An 11767-nucleotide genomic window follows, 5' to 3' on the forward strand; every position below is an offset into this window, starting at 1 on the left:
CTTAGTATATCGTGGGTCACCAGGGTCTTTGGGGTTACGTTTTGTCTTAGTTTTCGGGGTCACGAGGTGCCATTTGGGCAAACAAGTCCTGCGGCATCTTATGTATTCCTCCCCGGGCACCGCGTTTTTTAAGCAGTAAACAAAAGGCCAGGACTTGGGCTACGGCCGTATAGAGTTCCTCGGGGATTTCCACGCCAATCTCAGCTGTGGAATACAGGGTTCGAGCCAAGGCCACGTCTTCAACCATGGGCACCCGGTTGTCCAGGGCTATCTCGCGGATTCGTGATGCCAGATGGTCGACTCCTTTCGCGACGACTTTCGGGGCGCCTTGTCCGGGTTCGTATTTCAAGGCCACTGCGTAGTGGGTGGGGTTAACCACCACCACATCGGCCTCAGCCGCGTCGTTCATCATCCGGTTGCGACTCATCTGCAGGGCACGCGAACGCCGTTGGGACTTGATTTGCGGGTCGCCCTCTTGCTGTTTGTATTCTTCTTTGACTTCTTGTTTAGACATCTTGGTTTGCTTCTGGTTTTTCTTGAATATAAACAACGCATCCAGAATGGAAACCACTATCCCGGCGATAACCGAGGCCCAAATCAGCAGCCACATTTTATCCGTGCCATAGTTAACCAGGTCTCGACCCGACATGTGCCCAGCGGCTCCCATTATCTCCATCACCCCGGAAATAATCAGGTACAACACCACCCCCACCGCTACGGTTTTCAGCAGCGCTTTCAACCCGTTCCACAGGGCTTGCACCCCAGCGATTTTCTTGACACCCTTGACTAAATTGAGATTTTGCAGTTTCGGTTTAAGGTGTTTGGCCGAAGGAAATACGCCTTTACCTTGAATGATGTTCACCAACACCGCCACCAGCATGATGGCCAGCATGAACGGCAGCAACGTCCACAATACCCCCTGCAGGGATTGCCCCAGGAAACCCAGAATCTCGGTCATAGATACCCCGTTGGCCAGTTCCCGAACCGCCGCAATTTGTTCGCGCCCATTGTGTCCGGCCGTATCCATCAGGCTGGGCAGTAAAGCTGCCCCGGCCGCGAGCGATATCCACCCGGTCAGGTCTTGGGATTTTTGCAGGCCACCGTCCTCGCGAACCTTCTTAAGGTGATGCGGGGTGGCCTTTTCGGTCTTTTCCCCGGAATCGCTCACAGAATCACCCCCGTCCAGGATTTGACCGCCACGTCAACCAGTTTCACCACCAGCTGGGGCAACACCACCATAATAGCCGGTGCGAAGAACGCGGTGACCATGATTTTCAAGGGGAAACCGAGGGTAAAGGCGTTCATGGCCGGCGCCACCTTGGTCAACAGCCCCATGCCCATATCGGTCAGGAACAACACCAACAGCAGCGGCCCGGCAATCTCCAGGGCGGACATGGTTAGTTCCGCGAAGCGATAGACCAAGCGTTCGGCATAGTTCGACATGTCGAACATCATCCCCGGTGGCATCGCGGTAAAAGACCGTGCCAAGCCCATAATCAACAGTTGATACCCGTTGGTGGTGAACAGTAGTGCCATAGCGGTCAGTTCATAGACCCGCCCGAAAGTGGCTTGGTTTGTCATTGTCAAGGGGTCAAAGGCTTGCGCCATCGCGAAACCGCCTTCGAGGTCCAGCAAAGAACCGGCCATCTGGATGGCGGCGAGGATAATCCGCACCATCAGCGCCATGGAAAATCCGATAAACGCCTGGATTACGCATTCCACCACAAAGAAATCTGTTTGTGCTACCGGTCCGATGCGTTGCGTGCAGGCCAACCCCAACCCAGCTCCGAGCATCGCCTTGATTCGCCCGGAAAATGCCCGGTTGGAAAACGGCGGACAAAAAACCAGAAACACGGTGGCCCGGATTGAGGCCAACATGAAAGCGGTAAGGAATCCGAGGTGTATCGTTATCACGATTGGCACCTCATGAATTCAACAAATGCGGAATGCGCGCCATCATGTCCAGGGTCGTGTTCACCATCGTTTGCAACATCCAGTACCCGCAAATATACAGGGCGATCCCCACCGCGATGGTTTTCGGCACAAAGGTCAGGGTGACTTCCTGGATTTGGGTAATCGACTGGAACAGGGAAATCACAAAGCCGACCACCAGCGAGGTTATCAGCACGGGTGCGGCCAGTTTCGCGCCCATAATCATGGCGGTCAACGCCAAATCCAAAACCGCAGCGGAATTCACAGCCCACTCCCTTACCGGTATGTCCCAATCAGGGTCTGGGTCAGCATGCCCCACCCGTCGACCATCACGAACAGCAACACTTTAAACGGCAGGGACACCATGACAGGCGGCAGCATCATCATGCCCATACTCATCAAGGCCGCGCCCACCACCAGGTCAATCACCAGGAACGGAATGAACACAACAAAGCCGATAATGAAGGCGGAGCGTACTTCCGAAATCATAAACGCCGGCACCAGGGTCGTAAATGGGGTTTTATCCAGGCTTTCCGGGTTGGGGCGGTTCGCGGCGCGGGTCATCAAGGCGATGTCTTCTTCGCGGGTCAGCGGCCCCATAAAGTCCCGGAAGGGTTTTTCGCCCAGCTTGAATACTTCTTGCACCTCGATTTTTCCGTCCGTCAGGGGTTGCACCACGTCGGTCCACAGGGTGTTAACGGTGGGTGCCATAATGAACAGTGACAGGAAAATCGCGAGTCCCGACAGGACTTGGGTGGGGGGAATCTGGTTCAAGCCCAAAGCGTTGCGTGCCATCGCCAAAACAATAAAAATCTTGGTGAAAGAGGTCATCATCAACAACAGACTCGGCGCGACCGACAGCACGGTTATCAGCAGGAACACCAAGACGGTGGTGGTGGGTTTCTTGTCGAAACCAATCAGTTGTACCCCGATTCCGGGGTCTGGGGGGTTGGCCGGGGGGGTGGGTGATTCGGGTCCGCCCCGATTGGGGTTGCGTTGTTGTTGTTGGTTGGTGCCCCGATTGGGGTTGCGATTGGGGTCGGCAGCACCGGGGGCGATGCCTGTGGCGGCGTTGGCGCTGGCGGCGGTGATACCGGTCTGGCTGGTCACGTTGGCCACGTTCGCAAGGCTGGTGTTCGGGGTGGTGGCCACGGCTTCACGAGGTGCCATTTGCATTCCAGCGGGGCGGGAATCAACCCCCGCCGGGATTCCGGATGGCGCCTCATGAACGGCTGGCGACGCCACGGGAGGCACCCCCGTGGCCACCGCTCCCGGCAGCGTCAAATAGCCCGCGAACAGCGCAATAACCGCCAGGAACCACGCCACCGCCAGTTTCAAGCGGTTGCGCCACTGGACGGGCGACCACTCGCGGCGCGCCAAGCCGAAACCGAAACGAGAGCTGTCGGCCGGGTTGTTGGCGGTGGGGGTTTGGCCGACCGCATGAGGTGCCGGCTCGTATCCTCGACTTTCCGCACTAAATTGCGGCGTGATGGAACTATAATCCCCCGCCGGAGCCAGGGTGTCGCGGGTGAAATCGAGGGGCATATCCACCCGGAATCCCAGGCGTTGTAAGCGTCGGGCGGTGGTGGCGAATTGTTGGCGGCACAGTTCCTGGGTTATGGCCTGGCGGCGTTCCCGTCGCTGTGCTATTTGGACGCGACGTGCCTCCCGTCGCTGGGTTGTTTGGACGCGACGTGCCTCCCGTCGCTGGGTTGTTTGGACGCGACGTGCCTCCCGTCGCTGGGTTGTTTGGACGCGACGTGCCTCCCGTCGCTGTGTTGTTTGGACGCGACGTGCCTCCCGTCGCGTCTGCCATTCCTGGAATTCCCGCAAGGAAGCCTCGCGCGAACGAGGGTGGCAACTGAAATCACTCATGACGCACCCCCGGATCTCGGTCGTCCCCCGAATTCGGCGGCGATTTGAGCGGCCAGCGCATCCATCTGTGCCTCGCTAATACTAGCAGGTTCAACTGGTTCGGGGCGGGGACGAGTCACCGGTTTCGACCGGGACACGATTTCTTGGCTCGGCGTAGCGCCCGGCGGGGTTCGCAGCTTGCCAACCGTCGTGCCACCGGGTTTTCCACCGGGTTTACCGCTGGGTTTACCGGCCACCATTGTTTCACTCGCGGCGGCTTTCCGACTGAATTTGGCTAAAACCTGGCCAAAGGGGCGTTTCACAGCTTCCCGGCCTTGTGCCTCGGCGCGGGCAGCCGCTGTTGCCGCTTGGGATTCCAGTTCCGCAGCCATTTCCTCGGTGTCATAGAGTTCCGCAATGGGGGTCACCGTTGAATCCCCGGCTCCCACCAGGAACATGCGCCCCCCGATTTCCACCACCGCGACTTGCGCGGATCGACTCAAGGCCAAGCGTGAAACCAGTCGCAAACCCGGGCCTTCGTATTCCCCCAGGCTCGAATGTTTCGCCCACCGGTACAACAGCCACATGGCCAGAAACACGACCGCGATGCCCACCAGGAAACGCACCATCACGGTCAAAGGGTCAGGGCCGGAATCGAGGCGTTTAGACTCGCTCGCGACCAGCAGCAACGCTGTTTCCATCTGCCCCTCCTTTCATGCTTCCTTAGGGGGTGGCTCCACCCCCGCCCCGCCCAGTCTTGGTCGCCCCCGGAATCCTAAACCGGGGCGCAACCCGGGGGAAAGCCGGATATCCGGGATGGCACCTCGTGAAGCCGCCCGAAACCCCACCCGGCGTGACTATTGCCGATTCTGTTGTTCCGCCAGGGACACGATTTCTGTAATACGAATCCCGTATTCTTCATCGACAACCACAATCTCGCCGTGCGCAATCAAGCGCCCGTTGACCATCACGTCGGCGGCGGAACCGGCGGAACGGTCAAGCTCTATCACCGAGCCGGGCGAAAGATCCAACACATCATGCACTGCCAGCTTGGTGCGGCCAATCTCGGCGGTCAGGGTCATCTCGACGTCATAGAGCAGCTTCATGGATTCCGCGCGCTGCTCTGCGGTGGCAGTGGCTTGGGAAGCCGGCGGCGTGGTCGCAGATTCCCCTTCTTTTTTCGGAGCACCAGCGGCACCAGCGGCGATTTCCCGCACTGACAGCCAGCCTTCCACCGAGTTTTCGGCTTCCAGGGTGGCACTCGTCCAATCCCCGGCGGCTAATTGTTCGGCCGCATTGGCTTGGCTGGTGTTTTCTAGCACCCCCGTAGCCAGGGTGGCGGCCGCAGCTTCAAGCGCGGGAACCAGCGCCTGCACCGGGGTCATGCCCTCGGCACCCTCCAGGGCTTCGGCTATCGGATCCGAGACCGCCAGCATAACCTGCATCGAGGTTTCAGCCGAAAGCGTGGCGATAACAGCGGGAGCACCCGCAGCGGGCAGGGGATCGCCGGTTTCCCAGGACGAAGCACTAAGCTCGGTGGTCGAGGGTAACAGAGGAATTGCGGCGCGAGCCGCATCCAATACCTGTAAGGGCGTCAGAGTCATTTCTTTTCTCCTTTGTTAACGGAAACCACCATGGCGGCCAGTCGGGATCCCGAGGTTCCCGCCGCCGCTTCGGCCAAAATCAAATCATCGACCATCAAATCCAGGGGACGCGAAGTGGGGTGAATCAAGGGCAACGTGTCGCCCACCGCCAAACCATCGAGTTCACGAGGGTTAATCTTGCGCCGCGAAAAACGCACCGCCACCTCGACGGGAATTTCTTCGAGATTATCCACCAGGCGTTGACGCATAATCGCGGCCTCGCGTTTTTGTTCCTCCGAGCGGGTATCCGCATTCGCGTCACCCTTGTGGATGGCATCGGTAATCATGGCTACCGGCATCATAATCGAACAATCGTCGACGTGTTCGCCGGTGGTTAAAGTGATGGGAGCAAACAGTATCGGGGTGGATCCGTCATAGGCCTGGACGAACTGGGGAGCATATTCCAGGTTCAACAATTTTGTTTCCAGCGGCAGCATCCCCGCAAAGGCCATATCCAAATCCGTCATGACACGTTTAAGGAAGTCGGACAGAATCGAAACCTCGACTTCGGTTAGCTGCCGGTCGGGGGTGGATTCGATATCGCCTTGACCCCCCAAAAGGTGATCGACCCAAGCCAGGGCGGTTTGTCGCGGGAACTGCAAGATTCCCTTGTTGCGCCCGCTTTGGAAATCCATAATCACCATACAGGTGGTAGAAGGCATTTTCGCGATGTAGTCGTCATAGGAACGCATCACCAAATCACCCGCGCTTCCGGTGATAACCACGTGGAGTCGCCCCACCAACTGGTTTATCCAAGAGCGCGTAAAGGCTTCCAGAGCCAGCTCCATAATCCGCGCATACTCGCGCGGCAGCTTCATAGGTTTACTAAAATCGTAAACCTTCGCCTCCGCAGCGCGGTCAGCCTTACTTTGCTTTGCCATATGTCTTCCAGCTTATCTATGAATGTTCAATCCGTTGGCATAAATGCAAACGAAATCAGAACTCCACATTACCCAAAACGAATCGCTTCCTATTGATAGGCAAAGGTAGTGAACCGCACCTGAACCACGTGGCCATCATAGGGCGGAATCATTTCCTTATTGATTGAATCCAGGTACTTCTTTTCCAGTTCCTGTATCGCCCCGGGTTTGTCCAGTTCTTCCTTCTTCATGCCCTTGAACAGGTTCAAGGCAACCGCCCGCGCCGGCGAGGCATCCAAATCCCCACTGTGGCCTTCGGCGGTGATGGACTCGTCGAAATACAGTGTGGCCTGGAAGGACAGGAAGCCATCAGCCAGGTTCACGTTCAGCGGTTCACCGGTGGATACGGTGACGGTTCCCATCTTCAATTCGGTTTTGATGGGGGTGGGTTCGGCTTGGCCTTCCCCACCGCCGCCGCCACCCAGGATTCCCAGGGCTTTCAACAGGAACAGGGTTCCCACTGCCAGGGATACCAGCAGCACCACCACCACGACGATAACGATGATTAGTTTAATTGGTCCACCTTTTTTGCCTTCCGATCCGGCGGGAGGCGCGCTGGGTGGCGCGGCTGGTTTGGCGGGGGCGGCCGACTTGGCTGCCCCACCGGCTGGTTTAGCTCCAACTCCAACTGGCATATTTAATCTCCCTCCCCGACGTGCGGCTTTGGATTGTTGGCGAAACGCCAACTTAATACTATAAAGACTACCATTGACCTTAGTTCACTGTGCGAACTTCCGAACGCAAAGTGCCCCCGTTCTTGCCGGTCTGGTTGCTGGTTCCGCTGGTTTCGGGGGCATTCCCGCCGCCACCCGCTTTCGATCCTATCTGGGGTGCCTGGGGACCAGTGGGTGCCTGGGGCAGGCCTTGCGACAGCTGTTTGGCTGCCTCGGGCAGCATAGCGCGTACCGAGTCCTTGGCTCGCGACATAATCACGATGTCGACACGCCGGTTCAGTGACCAGGCATCCTGTCCGGCCTCTACCTGGGTTTGGTGATCCGCGCCATAGGAAATGGTACGCAGTTTCGAGCCTGGAACCCCACCGCTTCTAAGGTGAATTAACACTTCGATAGCACGCCCGGCAGCCAGGTGATAGTTAGAAGGGTATTTCGCGGAATACTGTGGATTGGGGTCGGCGTAGCCTTCAATAGCCACATCTTCGGGAGTGCCGGCCAATACGGGGGCGAGTGCCGCCAACACGGCTTGGGCGGTAGGTTGCACCTCGGCGTCCCCCGGTTTAAAGTACGTATCACTGGCCACCATCCCCAGCACCAGGCCTTTTTCGGTGATGCGCATCTGCAGCGCTCCGGTTTGTCCGGCAGAGGCCAGGGCTTGTTCCACCTGTTGCTTGATTTGGTTAAGGTGGCTGGCTTCCGCCATGGCCTGGATGCGTTCGGGCTGTCCGGCGGCCGTGGTGGTGTCGTTTCCCATCATGGATCCCAGGTTCACCGCAGAGGTCGACCCGGACAGCAACCCCAGCCCGCTGGTGGTGTGCAGGGGACTGACGACTTGCAGGCTCTGGTTGAACCCGGCTGCCAGCGATTTACTCAGTTTCGCCAGTTTCCCGGAATCGACTTGCGAGATGGCATAGAGCACCAGGAAGAGGCACATCATGACGGTAATCATGTCCAGATAGGACACCGCCCAGCGTTCGGTGTTTTCCGGTTCGGGACACTCGTGTTTTTTCTTCGCCATTGGGTTCCTCCTCTCGGTTACTTTGGGGTGTGGTTTGGGTTTATTTTCGGGTTCATGAGGCGCTAGCCAAAACCAGGGGCGTTATCCCGCTTAGGCGGCCTTTCCTTCTTTCCCGGCCTTGAGCTGGCTGGGTGGTATCAAGGACCGCAGGCGTTCGCCTACCTGGCGCGGGTTCGCCCCGGATTGCAGACTAATCAGGCCTTCGGTAATGATTTCCATTCGCGCGATTTCGAGTTGGCTGATACGCTGCAGGCGTCCGCTCATCGGCAGCCAAATCATGTTAGCGGAAAGCAGCCCCCACAGGGTCGCGACGAAGGCAGAGGCAATCATGGGGCCGAGGGTTTCGGGGTTGGACAGGTTGGTCAATACGTGTACCAGGGATACCACGGTACCGATGATGCCAATGGTCGGGGAATACCCGCCGGCTTGTTTGAACCATTCGTAGGCGCCTTTGTCGGATTCTTTTTTGGCTTCGGTTTTGTCGCCCAGCATTTCGCGCAGTTCTTCGGGATCCATCCCGTCGATGGCGCTCATCAGGCCTTCACGCATAAAGGTGTCGTCGATGCCTTTGGCGGCGTCTTCCAAGGCCAGCAGGCCTTCGCGCCGGGCTTTTTCGGACAGGGACACGATGGTGTCGATGGCTTCGGTGGGGTCGGGCAGTTTCGCGGTCAGTCCTTTGGGGAATCGCGAGAACGCATAGACGAAGTCTTTCATGGTAAAGGTGGCCATGGTTGCCAGGATGGTACCGCCGAACACCAGAATCATGGGGGGCGGCAACAGGATGGAGGTCAAATGCGAGCCTTCCATATAGAGCATGGCGACCACGGCGACCATAGCGCCGACCATGCCGATGATTGATGCGGGATCCATTGTTTACTCTTCCTTCCCTGGTGATGAGTACGCCACCGAGAGTTGCACTGGGGCAGTGGTTTTTTGGTTGTCTTCTTGAATGAGTTCTTCGACGCGTGCCAGCAGGCGTGCGCGGTCTTCGCGAATTAACTCTATAACTTCGGTCACTGATTGTTCCACGATATACCTGGTGGCATCGACCATAACAATTATGGTATCGGGGGCTGATTCGACGCGCTCGATTAGGTCCGCGTTCAAAACAAACTCGGAGCCGCCTAGTCTTTTGAGGGCTATCATTATCGGCCTCCTTTCGGTTGGTGCTGGGTTTATTGTGTTACGGGTTCATGAGTTGCGGGTGGGTTTTGGGGTTTCCGGAATTCCGGAAACCCCAAAACCCGGCGGCTGTTAAAGCCCGGCGGGCTCTAACAGCCTTTAGGCTTAACGCTTCATACTGACTAATTCCTGCAGGATTTCGTCCGAGGTGGTAATCACCCGGGTATTGGCCTGGAATCCGCGTTGGGACAAAATCAGGTTCGTGAACTCGGCCGCGAGGTCGACATTCGACATTTCGATGGCTCCGCCGGTCATGGCCCCACGAGTACCGCTGCCAGGCTCCCCGATTTGCGGTTGCCCCGAGTTCCCGGACTCCACAAAATATGAGGCTCCGGCCTTCTCGAGCCCCAGCGGGTTCGAAAACGAGGCGGTGGCAATCTTTGCCAAGGCTCGGGTATCCCCATTGGAGAAAGTCCCGCGAATCGTCCCATCGGCTTCCACCCCAAACCCAGTCAAGGTACCAGCGGAGTTACCGTCAATAGTTTCATACTGGGCACTATTCACGCCCGCATAACCGGTCAACGCGGATAAATCCATTGTTATTGGATTTGCTGCAACGCCATCTTTTACAGCGAGTTTTTTATCAGCAGTCACTTTTGCCTGCATCACCTTGAACTCTACATTCTTGAGTAGCTTCTTGGTATCCTCTTTGAGTGTTCCATCCGTTTCGAATTCAATCTCGAAAGAGGTCGCTTCTTTTCCGTTGTACTTCAACTTATAGGCCGCACCCTTCTGGTCGTCACCTGCTGTAATCTCTGTATCACGTTCCGCTTTTTTAGTGAGATGTTTATATGCCTCAGCATCGTAAGCCATAACTTTCCATTTAGGTTTCACGCCTGGCGCTTTGGAATCCGAGCGCTCAAATTTAAGCAAAACATTATGCGGGTCACCTTTGTCGTCATAAACGGTCAGGGTTTGGGTTACCATGAAGGCGTTGTCCTCATCGGCTCTCTTATTAGGGGAAGGATCAATCCAAACTTTGTCAGCGGGTAGATTCCCTCCATAGGTAATCTTCTTTGTAGGATTGGCTTCAAAAGTTTGAGTCAGTGGCAGGACAAGATTTTGAGTCTGTCCCGACGCACTAATTTTTCCTTTCTTATCTGCCATCCAGCCTTGGACAAAGGAACCGTCGGCGGCGACGACCTGGCCTTGGGCATCCAAGCCGAATGACCCGTTGCGGGTGTACACCTGGGTGCCATTGGTTTTCTTTAGCACAAAGAAGCCGTCGCCATTAATCATGGTGTCCAGGTTGCGCCCCGTGTTTTGCGCCGCGCCCCCGGTAAAGTTATTGGTAATGGACTGCAGTTTCACCCCCAGTCCCACCTGGGCGGGGTTCATGCCGCCGCGCTCGTTGAGTCGCGGCGCCGCCCCGGATCTCACCAACTGGCTAAAGGTGTCCTCGAACCGGGTGGAGGCACTCTTGAACCCGGTGGTATTCACATTGGCGATATTGTTCGAGGTCACGTCGAGCATGGTCTGGTGCACACTCAGACCCGAGATTCCGGTAAACAGTGAACGTAACATTTTTCTTTTCCTCTCTGGTTATGTGTTGCCAGGCCTCATGCCTGAGTGTTACTTACGCCAACTCCGGTGGCGCTTGGTTTCCGATTGCTAGTTCCCGCGGCCGCACTCGCGGCCGCCGTGGGGGTGGAACCCAGGGTGGTGCCCGCCGTGGCGGCTGGCGCCTCATGAACCCCAGAACCCCCGGCGGAACCAACGGCACCTGGTGTCCCCGCAGCCCCCGTAGAGCTACCCGGCGTCCCCGCCGCAGCACTCTTGCCGGTTTCGCCGGACTTGCCGGTTTCGCCAGTTTCCCCGGGTTTGCCGGTTTCGCCAGTTTTCCCGACTTCACCGGTTTTCCCGGCCTTCCCGGTCTTTTTATCCTGGTTTTGTTCCCGCAGGGCTTTCGCAATGGCCTTAGCCAAATCCGTCTCGCCCTCGGTCGGGTCGGCGATACCCAGAATGTCTTCCATCTTGACTTTCTTGTCGCCAATATGCGCCAGCACCTTGCCCTCGGCCAGGAACTCGACCGCGTCGACCTTCCCGGCGGTAGTTTTGGCGTTACCCTCGTCGTCAATCAGGTCATAGACGGCAGTACGCCCCACCATCGAAGCGCCCTGGACCCGCTGCTGCGCCTCATAGGCTCGCTTGGAGGCCTCGGTCATCTGGATCATCTGTTCCATGTTAGTCATGGTAGAGGTCTGCTCCAGCAACTGCGCGGTATCCATCGGCTGGGTGGGATCTTGATACTTCAAGGTTGCCAACAGCAGCTTCATGAAGTCATCCTTACCCAGCTTCGTGGGGTCTTCCTTCTTGGTCTGCGCCTTGTCGGTGCGCTGACCCTCGTTCATTTTCTTAAGGAACAAGGCTGCTTTTTCCCTGTCCGTGAGTTTTTTATTCGTCGCCAAGGTCTCGGCTTCGGCCTTTTTCTTGGCATTCGCGCCGATAGAGTAATTATCCACGCTGGGGGCTTTATTAAAGGCCTGCGCGGCGGCAGCCGTAGCTCCACCCGCTCCGCTTCCCACTGCATCTACTGGCATCTTT

Annotated in this window: 14 protein-coding genes; all 14 read right to left on the reverse strand. The window is 57.3% G+C overall.

Annotation, left to right across the window (positions count from 1 at the left end):
• Positions 1 to 46 precede the first annotated feature (46 nt).
• Complete coding sequence (locus F4555_RS09020; protein WP_115325747.1) at positions 47 to 1168, reverse strand: EscU/YscU/HrcU family type III secretion system export apparatus switch protein; 1122 nt, start codon at positions 1166 to 1168, stop codon at positions 47 to 49.
• A complete protein-coding gene (locus F4555_RS09025) occupies positions 1165 to 1914 on the reverse strand; it encodes a flagellar biosynthetic protein FliR (RefSeq protein ID WP_255312848.1) in 750 nt (249 codons plus the stop codon). The genes F4555_RS09020 and F4555_RS09025 overlap by 4 nt, the downstream gene beginning before the upstream one ends.
• 10 nt (positions 1915 to 1924) lie before the next feature.
• Entirely contained in the window at positions 1925 to 2197 is a 273-nt protein-coding gene (locus F4555_RS09030) for a flagellar biosynthetic protein FliQ (RefSeq protein ID WP_004013731.1), read from the reverse strand.
• Between the two features lie 11 nt (positions 2198 to 2208).
• Positions 2209 to 3807, reverse strand: a complete 1599-nt coding sequence (fliP, locus tag F4555_RS09035) for a flagellar type III secretion system pore protein FliP (RefSeq protein ID WP_115325745.1) — start codon at positions 3805 to 3807, stop codon at positions 2209 to 2211.
• Entirely contained in the window at positions 3804 to 4487 is a 684-nt protein-coding gene (locus tag F4555_RS09040) for a flagellar biosynthetic protein FliO (RefSeq protein ID WP_115325744.1), read from the reverse strand. The genes fliP and F4555_RS09040 overlap by 4 nt, the downstream gene beginning before the upstream one ends.
• Before the next feature lie 12 nt (positions 4488 to 4499).
• Positions 4500 to 4634, reverse strand: coding sequence for a hypothetical protein (locus F4555_RS11360; protein WP_260399999.1), 135 nt, complete (start codon positions 4632 to 4634; stop codon positions 4500 to 4502).
• Between the two features lie 9 nt (positions 4635 to 4643).
• On the reverse strand, positions 4644 to 5390 hold the full coding sequence (fliN, locus tag F4555_RS09045) for a flagellar motor switch protein FliN (RefSeq protein WP_004572184.1): 747 nt from the start codon (positions 5388 to 5390) through the stop codon (positions 4644 to 4646).
• A complete protein-coding gene (locus F4555_RS09050) occupies positions 5387 to 6310 on the reverse strand; it encodes a flagellar motor switch protein FliM (RefSeq protein ID WP_115325743.1) in 924 nt (307 codons plus the stop codon). Before F4555_RS09050 ends, fliN begins: the two co-directional genes overlap by 4 nt.
• An 89-nt stretch (positions 6311 to 6399) precedes the next feature.
• Positions 6400 to 6984: a flagellar basal body-associated FliL family protein gene (locus F4555_RS09055; RefSeq protein ID WP_115325742.1), complete on the reverse strand. Its 585-nt coding sequence runs from the start codon at positions 6982 to 6984 to the stop codon at positions 6400 to 6402.
• A gap of 79 nt (positions 6985 to 7063) precedes the next feature.
• The gene (locus F4555_RS09060; protein WP_115325741.1) at positions 7064 to 8041 is read right to left on the reverse strand and encodes an OmpA/MotB family protein; all 978 of its coding nucleotides are present in this window, start codon (positions 8039 to 8041) and stop codon (positions 7064 to 7066) included.
• A 90-nt stretch (positions 8042 to 8131) separates the two neighbouring features.
• Positions 8132 to 8911, reverse strand: coding sequence for a motility protein A (locus F4555_RS09065; RefSeq protein ID WP_115325740.1), 780 nt, complete (start codon positions 8909 to 8911; stop codon positions 8132 to 8134).
• A 3-nt stretch (positions 8912 to 8914) separates the two neighbouring features.
• Positions 8915 to 9187 carry a flagellar FlbD family protein gene (locus tag F4555_RS09070; RefSeq protein ID WP_115325739.1) on the reverse strand — a complete coding sequence of 91 codons (273 nt, stop codon included), beginning with the start codon at positions 9185 to 9187 and terminating at the stop codon, positions 8915 to 8917.
• 141 nt (positions 9188 to 9328) lie between these two features.
• Positions 9329 to 10747 carry a flagellar hook protein FlgE gene (locus tag F4555_RS09075; RefSeq protein ID WP_115325738.1) on the reverse strand — a complete coding sequence of 473 codons (1419 nt, stop codon included), beginning with the start codon at positions 10745 to 10747 and terminating at the stop codon, positions 9329 to 9331.
• Positions 10748 to 10782: 35 nt separating this feature from the next.
• The gene (locus F4555_RS11470) at positions 10783 to 11763 is read right to left on the reverse strand and encodes a flagellar hook capping FlgD N-terminal domain-containing protein (RefSeq protein ID WP_221413454.1); all 981 of its coding nucleotides are present in this window, start codon (positions 11761 to 11763) and stop codon (positions 10783 to 10785) included.
• Positions 11764 to 11767: the final 4 nt, after the last annotated feature.

The organism is Mobiluncus mulieris, assembly GCF_014204735.1.
Classification (GTDB): domain Bacteria; phylum Actinomycetota; class Actinomycetes; order Actinomycetales; family Actinomycetaceae; genus Mobiluncus; species Mobiluncus mulieris.